The 20,368-nt window shown below is 36.2% G+C and carries 12 protein-coding genes; 9 read left to right on the forward strand and 3 right to left on the reverse strand.

Annotated elements, in window-relative coordinates:
• Positions 1 to 42: 42 nt before the first annotated feature.
• From purL to J8H85_RS05820, 7 genes are all read left to right on the forward strand, one after another.
• Positions 43 to 3,696, forward strand: a complete 3,654-nt coding sequence (gene purL, locus J8H85_RS05790) for a phosphoribosylformylglycinamidine synthase (RefSeq protein WP_209653541.1) — start codon at positions 43 to 45, stop codon at positions 3,694 to 3,696.
• Between the two features lie 77 nt (positions 3,697 to 3,773).
• Positions 3,774 to 5,174, forward strand: a complete 1,401-nt coding sequence (locus J8H85_RS05795) for a T9SS type A sorting domain-containing protein (RefSeq protein ID WP_209653543.1) — start codon at positions 3,774 to 3,776, stop codon at positions 5,172 to 5,174.
• 110 nt (positions 5,175 to 5,284) lie between these two features.
• Positions 5,285 to 7,054: an AMP-dependent synthetase/ligase gene (locus J8H85_RS05800; protein ID WP_209653545.1), complete on the forward strand. Its 1,770-nt coding sequence runs from the start codon at positions 5,285 to 5,287 to the stop codon at positions 7,052 to 7,054.
• Between the two features lie 99 nt (positions 7,055 to 7,153).
• Entirely contained in the window at positions 7,154 to 7,600 is a 447-nt protein-coding gene (locus J8H85_RS05805) for a MarR family winged helix-turn-helix transcriptional regulator (protein ID WP_209653547.1), read from the forward strand.
• A gap of 6 nt (positions 7,601 to 7,606) precedes the next feature.
• On the forward strand, positions 7,607 to 10,000 hold the full coding sequence (locus tag J8H85_RS05810; RefSeq protein ID WP_209653549.1) for a 3-hydroxyacyl-CoA dehydrogenase/enoyl-CoA hydratase family protein: 2,394 nt from the start codon (positions 7,607 to 7,609) through the stop codon (positions 9,998 to 10,000).
• 117 nt (positions 10,001 to 10,117) lie between these two features.
• A complete protein-coding gene (locus tag J8H85_RS05815; protein WP_209653551.1) occupies positions 10,118 to 11,308 on the forward strand; it encodes an acetyl-CoA C-acyltransferase in 1,191 nt (396 codons plus the stop codon).
• Positions 11,309 to 11,452: 144 nt separating this feature from the next.
• Positions 11,453 to 13,264, forward strand: coding sequence for an acyl-CoA dehydrogenase family protein (locus J8H85_RS05820; RefSeq protein ID WP_209653553.1), 1,812 nt, complete (start codon positions 11,453 to 11,455; stop codon positions 13,262 to 13,264).
• Positions 13,265 to 13,354: 90 nt separating this feature from the next.
• On the opposite strand, the gene J8H85_RS05825 is transcribed toward J8H85_RS05820, so the two are convergent.
• Entirely contained in the window at positions 13,355 to 14,347 is a 993-nt protein-coding gene (locus J8H85_RS05825) for a zinc metalloprotease (RefSeq protein WP_209653555.1), read from the reverse strand.
• A 285-nt stretch (positions 14,348 to 14,632) separates the two neighbouring features.
• Between J8H85_RS05825 and J8H85_RS05830 the strand changes: the two genes are divergently transcribed.
• Entirely contained in the window at positions 14,633 to 16,279 is a 1,647-nt protein-coding gene (locus J8H85_RS05830; protein WP_209653557.1) for a M1 family metallopeptidase, read from the forward strand.
• A 5-nt stretch (positions 16,280 to 16,284) separates the two neighbouring features.
• On the forward strand, positions 16,285 to 16,857 hold the full coding sequence (locus tag J8H85_RS05835) for a YdeI/OmpD-associated family protein (protein WP_209653559.1): 573 nt from the start codon (positions 16,285 to 16,287) through the stop codon (positions 16,855 to 16,857).
• 20 nt (positions 16,858 to 16,877) lie between these two features.
• On the opposite strand, the gene J8H85_RS05840 is transcribed toward J8H85_RS05835, so the two are convergent.
• Positions 16,878 to 18,158: a glycosyltransferase gene (locus J8H85_RS05840; RefSeq protein WP_209653561.1), complete on the reverse strand. Its 1,281-nt coding sequence runs from the start codon at positions 18,156 to 18,158 to the stop codon at positions 16,878 to 16,880.
• A gap of 16 nt (positions 18,159 to 18,174) precedes the next feature.
• Positions 18,175 to 20,253 carry an HAD-IIB family hydrolase gene (locus J8H85_RS05845; RefSeq protein ID WP_209653563.1) on the reverse strand — a complete coding sequence of 693 codons (2,079 nt, stop codon included), beginning with the start codon at positions 20,251 to 20,253 and terminating at the stop codon, positions 18,175 to 18,177.
• Between the last annotated feature and the right edge of the window lie 115 nt (positions 20,254 to 20,368).

The following is a 20,368-nucleotide window of genomic DNA, read 5'->3' on the forward strand; positions in this document are numbered from 1 at the left end:
GTAAATTTGCACTTTCTTTAAACACACACAAATCAATATATAATGATTCATTTCTTTGGAAACGTAACCAGCAAGGTATTTGCTGTTCAAACAACAAAAGAATTATCAACTGAAACCATCGCTAAATTAACGTGGTTATTTGGCAACCAGCCTAAAATAGAACAAGCATCACTCGATGCTTTTTTTGTTGGTCCGCGTGCTGCCATGATAACTCCTTGGAGTACCAATGCGGTTGAAATTACCCAAAACATGGGCATTTCAGACATCATCCGTATTGAAGAATTCCAAGCGGTTTCTGAGGATTTCAAGGGTTTCGACCCAATGATTTCTGAAAAATTCAAAGGATTAAACCAAGAATCATTCACCATCAATATCAAACCAGAACCCATACTTAATATTGAAGATATCGCCGCTTACAACCAAAAAGAAGGCTTATCATTAAGTGATGAAGAAGTAGCGTATTTAGAAGGCGTTGCCAAAAAAATTGGTCGTCCGTTAACCGATTCTGAAGTGTTTGGCTTTTCACAAGTGAATTCAGAACACTGTCGCCATAAAATTTTTAACGGCACTTTCGTCATCGACGGCGAAGAAAAACCAACCTCGCTTTTCAAATTAATTAGAAAAACTTCTGAAACACATCCGAACAGTATTGTTTCAGCATATAAAGATAATGTGGCTTTTGTTGAAGGCCCAAAAGTGGAGCAGTTTGCTCCAAAAACCGCCGACAAACCCGATTTCTACGAAACCAAAGATTTTGAGTCGGTTATTTCATTAAAAGCTGAAACCCATAATTTCCCAACAACCGTAGAGCCTTTTAATGGTGCTGCAACTGGTTCGGGAGGTGAAATTCGTGATAGACTTGCAGGCGGAAAAGGATCGCTTCCATTAGCAGGAACCGCGGTGTACATGACCTCGTATTCTCGCTTAGAAGAAAACCGTCCTTGGGAAAAAGCGTTTCCAGAACGCAAATGGTTGTACCAAACGCCTATGGATATTTTAATTAAGGCTTCAAATGGTGCATCGGACTTTGGAAACAAATTCGGGCAGCCACTTATTTGCGGTTCGGTTTTAACCTTTGAACATGAAGAAGATGCCAGAAAACTTGGTTTCGATAAAGTGATCATGCAAGCTGGAGGTATTGGTTATGGTAAAAAAGACCAAGCTTTAAAAGATAAACCACAAACTGGCGATAAAATTGTTATTCTTGGTGGCGAAAACTACCGTATTGGTATGGGTGGTGCAGCAGTTTCTAGTGCCGATACCGGTGAATTTGCTTCAGGTATCGAACTGAATGCCGTACAACGCTCCAACCCAGAAATGCAAAAGCGTGCTGCCAATGCTATTCGTGGTATGGTTGAAAGCGACAAAAACTATATTGTTTCTATTCACGATCATGGTGCTGGAGGTCATTTAAATTGTTTATCGGAATTGGTGGAAGATACTGGTGGAAAAATAGATTTAGATGCTTTGCCTGTTGGCGACCCTACCCTTTCTGATAAAGAAATTATTGGTAACGAATCACAAGAACGTATGGGCTTGGTGATTGACAAAGAGCATATCGATATCTTACAACGTATTGCAGAACGTGAACGTTCCCCTATGTACACGGTTGGGGATGTGACAGGTAATGATCGTTTTACGTTTGAATCTAAAACCAACGGCCATAAACCGATGGATTTAGCGATGGAAGATATGTTTGGAAGTTCTCCAAAAACCATCATGACCGATAAAACCATTAAAAGAAATTATAAAGATTTAAGCTATAATTCCGATAAATTCCACGACTATTTAGAACAAGTTTTACAACTGGAAGCCGTAGCATGTAAAGACTGGTTAACTAATAAAGTAGACCGTTGTGTAGGTGGAAAAGTAGCCAAACAACAATGTGCTGGTCCATTACAATTACCACTAAACAATGTGGGTGTGATGGCGCTTGATTATAAAGGAAAAGAAGGAATTGCAACGTCTATTGGGCACTCGCCTATTTCAGGATTGATCAACCCGGTGGCGGGAAGCAGAAATGCCATTACCGAAGCATTAACAAACATTATTTGGGCACCTTTAAAAGATGAATTAAAATCGGTTTCACTTTCGGCAAACTGGATGTGGCCTTGTAAAAATGAAGGTGAAGATGCCCGTTTATATGAAGCGGTTAAAGCGGTTTCAGAATTTGCCATCGATTTAGGCATTAATGTTCCAACTGGGAAAGATTCGCTTTCTATGAAGCAAAAATATCCTGATGGCGATGTATTATCTCCTGGAACGGTAATCATTTCAGCAGCAGGAAACTGTAATGACATTAGCAATGTTGTAGAGCCTGTTTTTCAAAAAAATGCAGGTAGCATTTACTACATCAACATGTCTAAAGACGATTTTAAATTAGGAGGAAGTTCTTTTGCCCAAGTGTTGAACAAAATAGGAAACGATGCACCTACCGTAAAAAGTGCTGGGTATGTAAAAACCGTTTTCAACACGATTCAAAAACTAATAAAAGAAAAACAAATAGTTGCAGGACATGATGTGGCTTCGGGTGGATTAATTACTACGCTTTTAGAACTTTGTTTTGCGGATACAAATTTAGGTGCTGACTTAGACCTTTCTGCGTTAGTTGAAAAAGATTCTGTGAAACTTTTATTTTCCGAAAATGCTGGTATTGTAATTCAATCGAAAGACGTGTCTATCGAAGCCATTTTATCTGAAGCAAATATTGAATTTTTCAACATAGGAAACGTTGCCAATAGCGATGTGTTAAGCATCATTAACGGCACAGATGTTTTCACTCTAACTGTTTCTCGCTTACGCGATGTTTGGTATAAAACCTCTTTCCTTTTAGACCAAAAACAAACTGCTAATAATTTAGCTGAAGCGCGTTTCAACAACTATAAAAATCAGCCATTAGAATACACATTCCCTAGTCATTTTACAGGAAAGTTACCTGAAACACCCTTAAAAAGACCTAAAGCAGCTATTCTTCGCGAAAAAGGAAGTAATTCCGAGCGTGAAATGGCAAACGCCATGTATTTAGCAGGTTTTGATGTGAAAGATGTACACATGACCGATTTAATTTCGGGCCGTGAAACCTTAGAAGACATTCAGTTTTTAGGCGCTGTTGGAGGTTTTAGTAATTCTGATGTACTTGGTTCTGCAAAAGGTTGGGCAGGTGCTATTAAATACAACGAAAAAGCCAATAAAGTGATTCAGGATTTCTTCAAAAGAGAAGACACGTTATCGGTTGGAATTTGTAATGGCTGCCAATTGTGGATGGAGTTAGAGCTTATCAACCCAGAGCACGATGTTCATGGCAAAATGGTTCATAATGATTCGCATAAACATGAAAGTTCATTCACTTCAGTGAAAATTCAAAAGAACAACTCAGTCATGCTTTCAACACTTGAAGGCGCTACTTTAGGCGTTTGGATTTCGCATGGTGAAGGTAAATTTAACTTGCCTAAGTCTGAAAACGAATATAATATTGTTGCTAAATATGGTTATGCAGAATATCCTCATAACCCAAATGGTTCCGATTTTAACACCGCTATGATGTGTGATAAAACAGGGCGTCATTTAGTAACCATGCCGCATATTGAGCGTTCTACGTTCCAATGGAATTGGGCAAATTACCCAGAACACAGAAACGACGAAGTATCGCCTTGGTTAGAAGCATTTGTGAATGCTAGACTTTGGTTAGAAAAATAATAAGAATTTATTCACGTAATCATTAAAAAAGCTTTTACTTTAGTAAGAGCTTTTTTTGTTTAATATAATTACTGAAAATGAAGAACTTTTTTTTAATCAACCTATTTCTTATTCCTATTTGTCTTTTTTCTCAAGATGATGAAGATGTTATAAAACGTGTGTTTTTTAAGGATAGTGTCCTTGCTATGGAACGATGGTATGGCAACGATAAAAAGTTAGACAGCCTTAAAACCTACTACAAATCGGGTGAATTAAATGAAGAATTTCACTATATAAACGGATTTTATGATGGAATGTCCTATAAGTTTAATAAAAAGGGAGAAAAACTAACCAGTTGGAAATTTAACAAAGGCAAATTAATTGAACGCATTGACCACATAATAGAATTCAATAAAAAAAATGAAGAAAAAGTAAAAAAAGCACATAGCGATTTAAAAATTTTAAATGAAAAACTTTTACAGAAGCCCAACGATTTTAAATCCATTTTCACTAGAGCCAACATAAGAGCATATTTAGGAGACAACACGCTGGCGTTAAATGATTTTAAAAAAATAGAAAAGACGATTTTAAAAATTTCAAAAACCAAAAAAGTTCCTGAAAAAATGTTGGGAAACATTTACGACAACCTTGCTTCAATTTATGAAGGTTATGAAATGGAAAATTACTGTATTCAATATAAGTTTAAAGCCTTAAAAGCATCTCCTAAAGAAAGTAGATTATATCATAACCTTGGTGGATACCTTGTAAGCGTCAAGTCTTATAGACTGGGTATAGAGTATTTAAACAAAGCTATCGAAATGGTTCCCAATCACTCATTTGCAAATTGGGTTTTAGCAATGGCTTATACCGATTTAGGAAATTACGAAAAAGCTATGAACCACATAAACATTGCTTTTAAAAACGAAGCAAGCCTTTATAAAAATGGCAAAGGTACCGCCGAAAGAGACCTATGGACAACTAGAGGGTTTTTATATCATAAATTAGGAGAAACCAACAAAGGGATAACAGACTTAGAAGAGGCTCTAAATATAAACAAAGACAATTCCTTTGCCTTAAGAAATCTAGGCGTTGTTTATTATGATTTAGGTAATTACACCAAGGCATGTGAACTGCTGCAAAAGGCAAAAACTCTTGGTTACGAAAAAACATATGATAGAGATGATTTGCAAGCTTATTTAGATTTTTCTTGTGATTTTGTAGCTACAGAAACCAAATCTAAAACCGAATTTGTTAAAAGCACAAGTCTGATAAATAAGTCTTTCGTGTACCCAAACCCAACTAAAGATATTGTAAATATTAAAAATTTGAGTTTCGAAACTTATAATTATGCCATATTTGACCATACAGGAAAATTGCTAGCAGAAGGCAATTCTAACAAAGAAAAAACAATTAGTGTTCATAATTTACCTATAGGTGTTTACATTTTGAAAGTATATGATACGGTTGCTATTGAAACCTTCAGAATCATAAAAGAATAACATTCAGCAATATATTCTACGAATTTCATTAATTTTACTTCCCTTTTTTAACAATTTGAAAATCTTATTTATTTTCATACTTTGCATAACAAGAAATCTCCAAAGAAACGATGGCAAATATTACTAGAATTTTTGACTTTCCTTATCATCAATTAAGCACTTATAATTTAGATAAGGCATTCACCACAAAATATAATGGTGAGTGGAAATCAATTTCAACTCAAGAATTCATAAATCAAGCTAACGCCATCAGCCGAGGTTTGCTGCGTTTAGGAGTTAAACCTAACGACAAAATTGCCGTTATTTCTTCATCCAACAGAACAGAATGGAACATTCTAGATATAGGCGTGTTACAAACAGGCGCTCAAAATGTACCTATATATCCTACTATTGCTTCTGAAGATTATGAGTACATCCTAAACCATTCCGAATCCATTTATTGTTTCGTTTCCGATGTTGAAGTTCTTGAAAAACTGAACAACATCAAAAGTAAAACCAAGCTAAAAAACGTTTATACTTTTGATGCTATTGAAGGAGAAAATCATTGGATAGATGTTTTAAATTTAGGCGAAGACACTAGCAATCAAAGTGATGTTGAGGCAAGAAAGGAAGCCGTAAAAGCCTCCGATTTAGCTACCCTAATCTATACTTCTGGAACTACAGGAAAGCCAAAAGGCGTGATGCTTTCACATAACAATTTAGTATCAAATGTTATTGATAGCGAAAAACGCGTTCCATTCGTTAAAGGAAAATCCAAAGCGCTTAGCTTCCTTCCTGTTTGCCATGTTTTTGAACGCATGATTCTTTACTTATATATGTATTGTGGCGTTGAAATTTATTTTGCCGAGTCTATCGAAAAAATGAGTGATAATTTAAAAGAAGTGTGCCCTACAGTTATGACGGCTGTTCCCCGACTTTACGAAAAAGTTTACGACAAAATTGTTGCCAAAGGAACCGATTTAACAGGCATTAAAAAAATGTTATTCTTTTGGGCTTTAGACTTAGGTTTGAAATTTGAACCTTACGGAAAAAATGGCTGGTGGTACGAGTTCCAATTAAAAATAGCAAGAAAACTAATTTTCAGTAAATGGCAAGAAGGCTTAGGTGGCAATTTAGAAATTATGGTTTCTGGTAGCGCAGCCCTTCAAACAAGGTTAACCCGCGTTTTTGCTGCCGCCAAATTACCCATTATGGAAGGTTATGGACTTACAGAAACATCGCCAGTAATTTCGGTAAACGATATGCGAAACGGTGGGTTTAGAGTAGGCACCGTTGGAAAAATAATTGATAACGTTGAAGTTAAAATTGCCGAAGATGGCGAAATACTAGTAAAAGGACCTAACGTGATGCTAGGTTATTTCAAAGATCCAGAAAAAACAGCTGAAGTGATGACTGGCGATTATTTCCATACAGGTGATATTGGAGAATTTGATGCCGATGGCTTTTTAAAAATAACCGACCGTAAAAAGGAAATGTTCAAAACGTCTGGCGGAAAATATGTAGCACCTGCACTCATTGAAAATCAATTTAAACAATCGCGTTTTATAGAACAAATTATGGTTATTGGCGAAGGCGAAAAAATGCCGGCCGCATTAATTCAACTTAATTTTGATTTTGTTAAAGAATGGGCAAAAAAACATCAAATAACATTTAAAGATACCAACGATCTTATTTCAAACCCAAAATTAATAGAGCGCATTCAAAGTGAAATTGACCATGCGAATAAAAATTTCGGCCATTGGGAACAAATCAAAAAGTTTGAAATAACCCCAGATGTTTGGTCTATTGATGCAGGACATTTAACACCTACCATGAAATTAAAACGAAAAGTGATAAAGGAAATCTATTCAAATCTTATTGAAAAGATTTATAGATCTTAACGAAACGTTCTAATTAACATTAAAACAAATTAAATTTTTCTTAATATATTATGCGTGCATAATATATTTTCATATATTTGGACTAACTACCAAACAACTATGAAAGAAAGAACTATTGATTATATATTAAGAACCACATGGCTTGCTGTTCAAAAAATGTATAATGAAGAAGCTGCTAAATTTGAAAGCACTATGGCTACTGGCTTTACACTATTAAGTATAGACCCAGAAAAAGGCACACCATCAACAGCTTTAGGCCCTAAAATGGGTATGGAAGCAACCAGCTTATCTCGGATTTTAAAAACAATGGAAGCAAAAGGGTTGATTGAACGCCACCCAAATCCGGAAGATGGCAGAGGTGTTATCATTCGTCTTACTGAATTTGGACGTCAAAAAAGAGCCAATTCTAAAGAAAAAGTACTGATTTTTAATGAAACCATTAGAAAAAACATTTCCGAAGAAAAATTAAATCATTTCTATGAGGTTTCAGATTTAATAAGCGATATGATTTCCAACAAAAAAATTTACGATCAAAACGATAAGTAATCTAAAATGAGCAAACGAAGAATTAAAAAAGTAGCCATTATTGGTTCAGGAATTATGGGAAGCGGTATTGCATGTCATTTCGCAAATATTGGCGTAGACGTGCTGTTGCTTGACATTGTTCCAAGAGAATTAAACGATGCAGAAAAAGCGAAAGGCTTAACACTAGACGATAAAATAGTAAGAAACCGATTGGTAAATGATGCTTTAGCGACCTCATTAAAATCGAAGCCCTCTCCTATTTATCATCCAGATTTTGCTAAACGCATCACTACAGGTAATTTAGAAGATGATATTGCTAAAGTTAAAGATGTAGATTGGATTATGGAGGTTGTTGTTGAACGCCTAGACATTAAAAAAAGTGTTTTTGAAAAACTAGAAAAACACCGAACCCCTGGTACTTTAATAACTTCAAACACGTCTGGAATTCCCATCCATTTTATGAGTGAAGGCCGTTCAGAAGATTTTCAAAAACATTTCTGCGGTACACACTTTTTCAATCCGGCACGTTACTTAAAATTATTCGAAATTATTCCTGGTCCTAAAACATCACAAGAAGTTTTAGACTTTTTAAATGGTTATGGTGAACAATTCTTAGGAAAAACCTCGGTTGTTGGTAAAGATACACCTGCGTTCATTGGAAACCGCATTGGTATTTTTGGCATTCAAAGTTTATTCCACCAAGTAAAATCTTTAGGCTTAACGGTTGAAGAAATAGATAAATTAACGGGTCCGGTGATTGGACGACCAAAATCGGCTACCTTTAGAACGGTAGATGTGGTTGGGTTAGATACTTTGGTACATGTTGCCAACGGTATTTATGAAAATTGCCCTAACGATGAAGCTCATGAACTTTTTAAACTGCCCGATTTCATCAATAAAATGATGGAAAATAAATGGCTTGGAAGCAAAACAGGACAAGGTTTTTACAAAAAAGAAGGTAAGGATATTTTAGCTTTAGACTTAAATACTTTAGAATACAAGCCTTCAAAAAAAGCAAATTTTGCTACTTTAGAACTAACAAAAACGGTTGATAAAGTCATTGATAGATTCAAAATTTTAGTTTCAGGAAAAGATAAAGCTGGCGATTTCTACAGAAAGAACTTTGCTTCCATGTTTGCCTATGTTTCAAATAGAATTCCTGAAATCACCGACGATTTATACAAAATAGATGATGCTATGAAAGCTGGATTTGGTTGGGAACATGGTCCTTTCCAAATTTGGGATGCTGTTGGTGTAGAAAAAGGTATCGAAATAATGAAAGCTGAGGGTTTAGAACCTGCGGCTTGGGTTAATGAGATGATAGCTTCAGGAAACACATCATTCTACACCGTAAAAAACGGCGCTACTTATTTTTATGATATTCCGAAGAAATCACAAGAAAAAATTCCCGGTCAAGATGCCTTCATTATTTTAGATAATATTAGAAAATCTAAAGAAGTTTTCAAAAATACAGGCGTTGTTGTAGAAGATTTGGGCGATGGTATTTTAAATTGCGAATTCCAATCTAAAATGAACACCATTGGTGGCGATGTTTTAGCTGGATTAAATAAAGCTATTGATATTGCTGAAAAAGATTTCGCTGGTTTGGTAATTGGTAACCAAGCAGCAAATTTCTCTGTAGGCGCTAATATTGGTATGATTTTCATGATGGCTGTGGAACAAGAATATGATGAATTGAATGCCGCCATCAAATATTTCCAAGATACTATGATGCGTATGCGTTATTCAGCTATTCCAACGGTTTCTGCGCCACATGGCATGACGCTTGGTGGTGGTTGCGAACTATCCATGCATGCCGATAAAGTAGTAGCCGCAGCCGAAACTTATATTGGTTTGGTAGAATTTGGTGTGGGCGTTATTCCTGGTGGAGGTGGTTCAAAGGAAATGGCTTTACGTGCTTCCGATTCGTTTAAAAAAGGTGATGTTGAATTGAACACACTTCAAGAATACTTCCTAACTATTGGTATGGCAAAAGTAGCAACCTCTGCTTATGAAGCCTTCGATTTGGGTCTGCTTCAAAAAGGAAAAGACATTGTTGTTGTAAACAAAGACAGACAAATTGCTACCGCAAAAGCCTATGCTAAATTAATGGCGGAAGCTGGATATACACAACCTGTAAAACGTACCGATGTAAAAGTACTTGGTAAGCAAGCTTTGGGTATGTTTTTAGTAGGAACCGATTCTATGGAAGCTTCAAACTTCATCAGTGAACACGACCATAAAATAGCCAACAAATTGGCCTATGTAATGGCTGGTGGCGATCTATCTGAACCTACCTTAGTTACCGAACAATATCTATTGGATTTAGAGCGCGAAGCCTTTTTAAGTTTATGTACAGAACGTAAAACCTTGGAACGCATCCAACACATGTTAAAAACTGGGAAACCTTTAAGAAACTAGAAAAAAGAATAAAGAGAAAAGAAAAGAGAGACTAATAGAAAATTCGGAAACAGATTTGAAAATCTTCTTTCTCTATTCCATTTTCTTGATTCTCGTTTTCAAAATAAAAATAAAACTATGAAAACCGCATATATAGTAAAAGCATACAGAACCGCTGTTGGTAAAGCACCAAAAGGTGTCTTTCGTTTTAAACGTGCCGATGAATTGGGTGCGGAAACCATCCAACACATGATGAAGGAATTACCAAATCTAGATGTAAAACGCATTGACGATGTTATTGTGGGTAATGCCATGCCAGAAGGTGCTCAAGGCTTAAACATGGCACGATTTATCTCATTAATTGGATTAAATAGTGTAGATGTTCCAGGGGTTACCGTAAACCGCTTTTGTTCTTCAGGTATTGAAACCATTGCTATTGCAGCTGCTAAAATACAATCAGGTATGGCCGATTGTATTATTGCTGGTGGCTCAGAAAGTATGAGTTCGGTACCTATGACGGGGTTTAAACCTGAATTGAATTACGACACCGTTAAAGCGGGTCATGAAGACTATTATTGGGGCATGGGAAATACGGCCGAAGCTGTTGCCAACAAATTTAATGTGTCGCGCGAAGACCAAGATGAATTTGCTTATAATTCACATATGAAAGCCTTAAAAGCACTCGCTGAAGATAGATTTCAAGACCAAATTGTACCTATTAAAGTAGATCAGGTTTATATTGATGACAACGAAAAAAAAGCAACAAAATCTTACACCGTTACCAAAGACGAAGGGCCTCGTGCTGGAACCAGTTTAGAAGCCTTGGCAAAATTAAGACCAGTATTCGCCGCTGGTGGCAGTGTAACCGCTGGAAACTCATCGCAAATGAGTGATGGCGCTGCTTTTGTAATGGTGATGAGTGAAGATATGGTAAAAGAATTAAACTTAGAGCCTATTGCGCGATTGGTAAATTATGCAGCAGCAGGCGTAGAACCAAGGTTTATGGGCATTGGTCCTGTAAAAGCCATTCCAAAAGCATTACAATTAGCAGGTTTAAATCAATCGGATTTAGAATTAATAGAACTTAACGAAGCGTTTGCTTCACAGTCATTAGCTGTAATAAGGGAATTAAACCTCAACCCCGAGCTTGTAAACGTAAATGGTGGCGCTATTGCTTTAGGGCATCCACTAGGTTGTACTGGTGCAAAACTATCGGTTCAATTATTTGATGAAATGCGCAAACGTAACATGACGGGTAAATATGGTGCCGTTACCATGTGCGTAGGTACCGGTCAAGGTGCTTGTGGAATTTTTGAATTTTTAAATTAAAAAGCCCCACCTAACCTCCCCAAAGGAGAAGAACGATTGAAAACAAAAAAATAAAACAAATACAAAAAATGATTTCAAGTTTCAAATCATGGCTAAAATTATAAGTCTTGATTCCTGATTCTTGAATCTATAAATCTAAAAAATATGGAATCAACAGAAAAAGACATTTTAAGAGGTGGTCAATTCTTGGTTAAAGAAACAAACTGTGAAGATATATTCACGCCTGAAGATTTTTCTGAGGAACAATTAATGATGAAAGAGGCCGTCACAGAATTTGTAGACCGAGAAATTTGGCCAAATAAACCACGTTTTGAAGCAAAAGATTATGCCTTAACGGAATCTTGCATGCGAAAAGCAGGCGAAATGGGTTTTTTAAGCATTTCCGTACCAACGGAGTACGGTGGTATGGGCATGGGCTTTATTGATACCATGCTGGTTTGTGATTATATTTCAGGTGCCACAGGGTCGTTCAGCACCGCCTTTGGTGCACATACTGGAATTGGCACCATGCCGATAACATTATATGGTACCGAAGAACAAAAACAAAAATATGTACCAAAATTAGCTACAGGCGAATGGTTTGGCTCTTATTGTTTAACTGAACCAAGTGCTGGTAGTGATGCCAACTCGGGTAAAACCAAAGCCGTTTTATCTGAAGATGGGAAATCATACAAGATTACCGGGCAAAAAATGTGGATTTCAAATGCCGGCTTTTGTAATTTAATGATTGTTTTCGCTCGTATAGAAGATGATAAAAACATTACAGGTTTTATTGTTGGATACGACAAGAACAACCCAAATGGCATTACCATGGGCGAAGAGGAGCATAAATTAGGTATTCGTGCCTCTTCAACAAGACAAGTATTTTTTAATGATACCGTAGTGCCTGTTGAAAACATGCTATCAACCAGAGGGAACGGTTTTAAAATAGCCATGAATGCACTAAACGTAGGTAGAATCAAATTAGCAGCAGCTTGTTTAGATGCACAGCGTCGTGTGATCACCGAATCGGTAAAATACGCCAATGAGCGCATTCAATTTAACACCCCAATTGCAAGCTTTGGCGCCATTCGTCAAAAAATAGCTGAAATGGCAACCAACTGTTGGGTAGGTGAAGCCGCCAGTTACCGTGCAGCAAAAAACATAGAAGACCGCATCATCCTTCGTCAAAACAACGGCAAAGACTCACATCAAGAAGCTGAATTGAAAGGTGTTGAAGAATATGCCATTGAATGTTCCATCTTAAAAGTGGCGGTTTCTGAATACATTCAAAAATGTACTGATGAAGGCATACAAATTTTTGGAGGGATGGGGTTCTCTGAAGACACCCCTATGGAATCGGCTTGGAGAGACGCCCGTATTTCTAGAATTTATGAAGGCACCAACGAAATAAACCGTATGCTAAGTATTGGCATGCTTATTAAAAAAGCCATGAAAGGCCATGTAGATTTATTGGGTCCTGCAACAGAGGTAGCTAACGAATTAACCGGTATTCCTAATTTTGACGTACAAGATTTTTCAGAATTATTTTCCGAAGAAAAAAGCATCATTGCCAATCTTAAAAAATTATTCTTAATGGTGGCTGGCGCTGCATTACAGAAATATGGCGAAAAAATTGAACAACAACAGCAATTAATGCTTGCGGCTTCCGATATTTTAATTCAAATATACATTGCAGAATCTGCTATTTTACGTGCAGAAAAAATGGCGAAAAAACAAGGAGAAGACCAAGTAAAAGAACAAATTGCCATGGCTAAACTAAACTTATTCCATGCTATTGATGTTATTGAAACCGCTGGAAAACATTCCATTATTTCATTCTCAACGGGCGACGAGCAACGTATGATGCTTATGGGCTTAAAACGTTACATTAAATATGTAAACATGCCCAACATTATTGAATTAAGAAATATTATAGCTTCAAAAGTTATTAAAGAAAATAAGTATTGTTTTTAAGCAATTTGCTTGTAGTGACTAACTCAAATGTAAAAACGCTCCAAATATTTGGAGCGTTTTTTATTAGTGAAATAAATTAATATTACATCTTTAATTATTGAACCAGGAGGACCAATTACTACAATGCCCTGCCAAATCAGATTCGTCAATAGTTGTTTGAATTCCAGAATAAGCGGCATTCATAACAGCTCTAGGTGAAAAATGTAGCTTTCCAGTTTTTATATTTCTAAAAGCTTTACCAAAATGGCCTTGGCTTAAACCATGACCTGCCTCATGTAATGCGATTGTTTCAACATCATAATGATTCCCATCATCCCATGAAAAGTTATCATTGTAATAAATTTCACGCCATGCTACATCATATTTTCCATTATTATCGGTATCAATAAGGTTTCCTTCTTCATCAGTAAACACAATGGTATAGGTAACGCCTAAAATAAATTGGGAACCATTTGGAGCTACAAGATCAAAAGCCCTGGCAGGCAACCACCCCGCATGTAAAACGTCAGCTACGTAGGATTGACTTCCTCCAAAATCTTCCCCAAGAATTTCACCTATTATCCCTGCAATAAAACCTGTATCTCTTCCATCATAAGCTATTTCAAACATACCTAAATTAGAACAAATAATGCCATCCCATGTATTCATGGCTCTATCTATAGCGTTATTGCTTACAACAACATCCAAATCTAATGAAGGCCTATTGTCATCCACATAATAGGATATGGCATTAGTACCATCTAATGCTAAGCCAGGTACAAAATCCCCTTGTAGTTGCTTATTGCCACGGTTATTAAAATAAACTATATTTCCCATCTCTTCTGTATCACCTGCCGTAATATATTCAGCCATATATAAAGCGACATTATAACTTTTAGCCGCCTTAGCAGAGTTTGCAGATTTAGATAAACCATCAATTTTATTTTTAACTTTAATGGTTCTCATAGTGTTTCCTAAGTCCATAAAAATAGGATCTTTAGCCTTTAATTTCATATTAGAATCATCAGAAACAAGGTCATTGTTTTCACAAGTAAAGCATACAGCAAACACCGATGCCAGCACAATTGGTTTTAATAATTTCATAATTATGATTGGTTTTAATTTGTTAAAACATTGATATATTGCTTCAATTATATCTCTTAGGGAGAGGAGATATTATTTGAATTTCTTGGGAGAGAAATATGAACCCTTTAAAGTACTCTTATTTCTACATAAATAGAAAAATTCACTTTATACAGCAAAAATTAACGATAAATTACCAATCCCATAGGAAGTTATATTTAATTTTCTATGTATCTATTTCACAGTGACTTATAATTATTTTCGAGATACTCTTTATTTTTATTAGATTTGATTAAAATTAAATTAATGAAATATCACATATATACTATAATATCTTTTTTATTATTCCCTTTAGTTTATGCTGAAGCTCAAGAATTATTTTCCAGCAAAAACAACTTCACGAGACAAGACACATTAAGAGGCTCCATAACACCAGAGCGCGCTTGGTGGGATTTAACCTATTATCATTTAGACATTACAGTAAATCCTGATGAAAAATATATTTCAGGAAAAAACACCATTCAATATAAAGTACTTGAAAACAGTTCTGTAATGCAAATTGATTTACAGCCCCCTTTAAAAATCACTAAGGCCATACAAAACAATAAAGAATTAGAGATAAAACATGATGGAAATGCGCATTTTATAACCTTAGTAGATGTTCAAAACCAAAACGACATCAATAGTGTCGATGTCTATTACGAGGGGCATCCAAAAGAAGCCATAAGAGCCCCTTGGGACGGGGGCATTACCTGGACAAAAGACAAAAATGGCAATCATTTTATCGCATCGTCCTGCCAAGGTTTAGGTGCCAGTGTTTGGTGGCCATGTAAAGACCACATGTATGATGAAGTGGATAGTATGCTAATTAGCGTGAATGTACCCGACCATTTAACAAACATTTCCAATGGAAGGCTACGAAGCGTAGAACAAATTGGAGATACCAAAACCTATACATGGATTGTAAAAAACCCAATCAACAATTACGGTGTTAACATCAACATTGGCGATTACGTAAATTTCTCTGAGGTGTATGACGGCGAAGGCGGTAATTTAGACATGAATTATTATGTTTTGAGATACAACCTTGAAAAGGCCAAAGAGCATTTTAAAGATGCCCCAAAAATGATGAAAGCTTTTGAGCATTGGTTTGGTCAATATCCGTTTTACGCCGATAGTTTTAAATTGGTTGAAGTGCCTTATTTAGGGATGGAACACCAAAGTTCGGTTACTTACGGCAACCAATACAAAAAAGGTTATTTAGGCAATGATTGGTCAGGTACCGGATGGGGACTAAAGTTTGATTATATTATCATCCATGAAGCTGGACATGAGTGGTTTGCGAACAACATCACTTACAAAGACGCAGCCGACATGTGGATTCATGAAGCATTTACATGTTATTCTGAAAGTTTATTTTTAGATTATTACTATGGAAAAAAAGCTGCTTCAGAATACGTTATTGGACTTAGAAAAAATATTATAAACGACCGACCCATTATTGGCATTTACAATGTAAACAAAGAAGGTTCTGGCGATATGTACTTTAAAGGTGCCAACATACTCCACAGTTTAAGACAGCTTATTGAAGATGATGAAAAATGGCGTCAAATTTTAAGAGGTTTAAATAGAACCTTTTACCACCAAACCGTTACCACGAAGCAGATTGAAGATTATATTTCAAAAGAAACGGGCATCGATTTAACCGAGTATTTCAATCAATATTTAAGAACAATTAAAATACCAACTTTAGAATACAAAATTGAAAACAAAGAGCTAAAGTATAGATGGACCAACATTATTGATAAGTTCGATATGCCTGTTCAAGTAACCATAAATGGCAAAGAAGAATGGCTGTTCCCAAAAGCCGATTGGAAAACCAAAACTTTAGATACCAAAAACGCGACCTTTGAAATAGATCCAAATTTCTATATTAATTCTAAAAAACTTTAATTGGTTTGGAATTACCCGAGTTATATTTTAAAACAGATAAAGAATGGCGCGAATGGTTACATAAAAACCACAAAACCTACAAAGGCGTTTACCTCATCTTTTATAAAGTAGAACACGAAAACGATTCCATGCGATGGGAAGAAGCCGTTAAAGTAGCCTTATGCTATGGTTGGATAGATTCAACCGTAAAAAGCTTAGGCAACGGAAAACGCAGGCAATACTTCACACCCAGAAACGAAAAAAGTGTTTGGAGCGCCCTAAACAAAAAATATTTAGAAGACTTAATTTCTGAAAACCTAATGCACGAAAGTGGTTTGAAAATTATTGAAGTTGCCAAACAAAACGGTAGCTGGGAAGCTCTGGACGATGTTGAAAACGGCATTATTCCTGAAGATTTACAAACCGAATTTGACAAAAACCCCATAGCTTTTGAAAACTACCAAAACTTTGCGCCCTCCTACAGAAAAAGCTATTTATATTGGCTTAATCAAGCAAAACGCGAAGCCACCAGAACAAAACGAATTTCAGAAATAGTGAAACTTTGCGCTTTGAATATTAAAAGCAGAGATAATCAATAAATTGAAAAAAACTCAATCATTTAATGGGTATATATATTTGATTCCATAGATTGCTGGTTGATGGAATTATCAAATATTTTAAGTATACGTTTAGCTATTCCCGTCCATCCAAAATTTCGACGTGCAAAACGAGCTCCTTCAACCGATAATTCATTACGTAATTTAGGATATAAAAGCGGCATGGACAACATCGCACCAAACTCAATAGGCCTATGAGGATCTGCAAACAATGCTTGATTTCCAAAATCTATCAAATCATACAAACCACCATGAACCGTCACCACACTAGGCGTACCACATGCCATGGCTTCAATAGCAACCATGCCAAAAGGCTCATAGCGTGATGGCATAGCAAAAATATTGGCCGAACGATACACATTTGCTAAATCTTCATCTGCAATATAATTTTTCCATTTTATTTTATCCATCACACCTAACTCGCCCGCCAGTGTTTTAAGCTTCTCTATACCTTGCTTGTCTTGGTCCGAATCCCCTCCAATAGCAGCTACCAAACGTGCTTCGGGGCAAAGTTCCAATACGGTAGGCAAAGATTGTAAAAGCAAATCATAGCCTTTGTTATGTGCCATTCGACCCAAAGCTAGAATATCGTTGGGATGTATATCATACTTAGAGCGCACTTTGTCATTTTCTTTGGAAGGCACTGGAAAAAAACGGTTTTCATCAATTCCAGGAGGAATCATACCGCAATTTCGAGATAACACATCATATTGCTTTGTAAGCAAATCTACCTGTGGTAATGTGGTAGCAATAACGAAGTTACACATTTGATACACAAAATATTCTTTTCGAATACGTTCTTTAAAACGATATGTTTTTTCCATTTCAACTTCATCCATATCGCTTCCCATGGTATGACGTTTCCACCAACCAAGTGAATGTGGTGTGTGTACGTGGGATATCCCCAATTCTTCAGCTATTTTCTGTCCTGCCCAACCAGCATCCCAATAATGGGTATATACCACATCGTACTTTTTTCGTTCCTTCTTAATAGCCGCTAAACAATTGGTGACGAACTTTTTTAAATGGTCGTGCATATCCTCTTTTCTGATGAATTTTTTTCCACCAAAAGGAATGCGCCATACACTGTAATTCTCATCAACATGGTCGTATTCTGGCTGATCTTCAAACTGACGAGTCACTAAATCTACATTCTTCCCCAGTCTGCTAAAACGTTCTGCTAATTCTAAAACATAAACAACCTGTCCTCCTGTATCTGGTTTTCCTAATTCGGCATTGGCACCTACATATCCGTGCAAAGAGATCATTAAAATCGATTTCATAGTTTATAAATTTTAGTTAATTATTAATTATTTTTAAATGGTGACAAGCAGAAATGTATTGAGCTGCAGACCAAGCTTGGTAGGCTTTACCCATGGCCCTTCCTGTGGTACCATGCGCCCACTCTGTAAACTCCCACTCTTCAGTAATGCCCTCTTTGTTAATTAAAGCAAGTTTGTGCAACTCTGAAATTGCCATTTCTTTCAAACCCAGTTTGTTGATAAACTTCACCCAAAAACCACCTACAAAAGGCCAAATACCACCATTATGATAGTGATTAGGCAAGTTTAAAAGGTTTACGGTATAATAAGGTCTCCAATCTGGATCTCCGGGAGACACTACGGGATAGACATTTGACACCGGAAACGGATCGTTAACCCCAACCCCTAACATAAAACGAAATGTTTGATGTGCTTTTTCAGCATCTATGGTACCGTGCAAAAAGGCTAAAATATTTCCGAAGACATCACAACGCCAACTAAAATCGAACGGGGTAATTTGCGCTATTAAATAGGTAGTATCTCCCAAGGCAAGTTGTCGTTCAGCAAATGAAGCCGGTGAATATGGTTTTGGTTTTGTAGAAGGCCAAAAATTATCAACAATTTCCTTTTTAATTACTTGAGACCATCTAATATATTCTCCTGCTTGCTCATAATCTCCCAACATTTCCAACATACGCCCAAAGCAAACATTGGCGCGGTACCAAAGGATTTCGTCATATAGAATGTTATAACTTCTACCAAACAAGTCAGTCCAATCGCCCGCTTCAGGTATTTCCAACAAAGCATCGTTATTACTATCATGAGCTCCAAGCCATCGCATGGTTTCTTTTATGTTGGCAATATGGTCTCTAAGAAATTCAATATCCTTAGTTACATTCACATACTCATAAAAGGCAATAACTACCCAAATACCACTATCTATGGAACAGATACCCCCTACTCCTGAGTAATCGGGCACATTATCTTTTATACGAACGTTTGAAGGAATTTGTCCGTTACGAGAAATATGTTCAAATAAGGTTAAAAGTGTTTGACGTTGGCATTGATGAATTTCTTCATCATGAATAAGAGGCAACGAGCCAATAACCGTTATGGCACCGTCCCTTGCCCATACACTGTGATAGTTTTCATCGGTTCCATTAGGTATATTATCTTTAATAGAACAAGCTGAAAAACCCAGTGGTGTAATATTCTTTCTTATGGCTTCAATGGCCTTTTCATAACCTTCTTTAATTAAGGCTATCTTTTCACCTTCATCCTCAGTTGCTATATTATTTAGTTCTTGCTTAATAAAAAAGTCGTCTTTATGGTCTTTCTCATTGTTAACCAAAGCACCAGTTGGCAATATGCCATAATAAATAAGGCCTTCAACAACGCCATCTCCATTTACACCCTCGGCATGGTATACTTGCCTATGCTTCGTAAATTTGTATAACTCTTCATGTGCATTGGCAACAACAATTCCTCTTACACCATCCAACCCAAACATGGCGGAATCGTTTCCACTATCTCCTGCCACTAAAACTTGGTTGGTGTTTAAATCGAGCTTCTTTAGTAGCCATTGCAAAGCATTGCCTTTGTTTGCCCACTTGGGAAGAATATCCAAAAATTTATCGCCCGAATATACCACGTTAATATACATATTGGCATTGGCAAAATCTTGTTCAATATTTGCTATATGCTCTGAAGTGGCATCGTGAAAAAAATAACTTCGTTTGTAGGAGTGCTGAAATTTTGAAGGCTGTTCGTTTATAGGGTGGTTGCTATTGTGTATGATGTTTTCAACGGACTGAATATCCCAACCATCATCAAGTACCTCATTAAACTCTTTTACGATACATTTATTATTATAATCATAAATATGGGTACCAACCCCTGAAATAATATAATCTGGCTCTGGCAGAACACCTCTTTTAATGAGGCTCAAAACATCATCAATCAATCTGCCTGTATTGTAAGTGAGCAATACTTTAGAATCTGTTTTGTACTTATTCCAAGTTTTGGTAAAACTTCCTTTTAGTGTATTAAAATCGATGAGTGTGTTGTCTATATCAAAAGATAAAAGTTTGATATTATTCTCTTTGCTTATATCCATATTTTAAAATGCAATTGTTTAGATTTTACTTTATAAATAGTTAGAAAAACTACTTGAGACCTTAATATAAGGAAAATTAAAGACTTGCACTGTCTCAATCCATTAAGAAATGGAC

It is taken from the genome of Mariniflexile gromovii, assembly GCF_017814435.1.
Taxonomy (GTDB): Bacteria; Bacteroidota; Bacteroidia; order Flavobacteriales; family Flavobacteriaceae; genus Mariniflexile; species Mariniflexile gromovii.

Bases quoted from the DNA above. Each gene is read 5' to 3' on its own strand.
- J8H85_RS05795 (WP_209653543.1), top strand. From the start codon at position 3,774: ATGAAGAACTTTTTTTTAATCAACCTATTTCTTATTCCTATTTGTCTT.
- J8H85_RS05810 (WP_209653549.1), top strand. From the start codon at position 7,607: ATGAGCAAACGAAGAATTAAAAAAGTAGCCATTATTGGTTCAGGAATT.
- J8H85_RS05800 (WP_209653545.1), top strand. From the start codon at position 5,285: ATGGCAAATATTACTAGAATTTTTGACTTTCCTTATCATCAATTAAGC.
- J8H85_RS05845 (WP_209653563.1), bottom strand. From the start codon at position 20,253: ATGGATATAAGCAAAGAGAATAATATCAAACTTTTATCTTTTGATATA.
- purL (WP_209653541.1), top strand. From the start codon at position 43: ATGATTCATTTCTTTGGAAACGTAACCAGCAAGGTATTTGCTGTTCAA.
- J8H85_RS05840 (WP_209653561.1), bottom strand. From the start codon at position 18,158: ATGAAATCGATTTTAATGATCTCTTTGCACGGATATGTAGGTGCCAAT.
- J8H85_RS05830 (WP_209653557.1), top strand. From the start codon at position 14,633: ATGAAATATCACATATATACTATAATATCTTTTTTATTATTCCCTTTA.
- J8H85_RS05820 (WP_209653553.1), top strand. From the start codon at position 11,453: ATGGAATCAACAGAAAAAGACATTTTAAGAGGTGGTCAATTCTTGGTT.
- J8H85_RS05825 (WP_209653555.1), bottom strand. From the start codon at position 14,347: ATGAAATTATTAAAACCAATTGTGCTGGCATCGGTGTTTGCTGTATGC.
- J8H85_RS05805 (WP_209653547.1), top strand. From the start codon at position 7,154: ATGAAAGAAAGAACTATTGATTATATATTAAGAACCACATGGCTTGCT.
- J8H85_RS05815 (WP_209653551.1), top strand. From the start codon at position 10,118: ATGAAAACCGCATATATAGTAAAAGCATACAGAACCGCTGTTGGTAAA.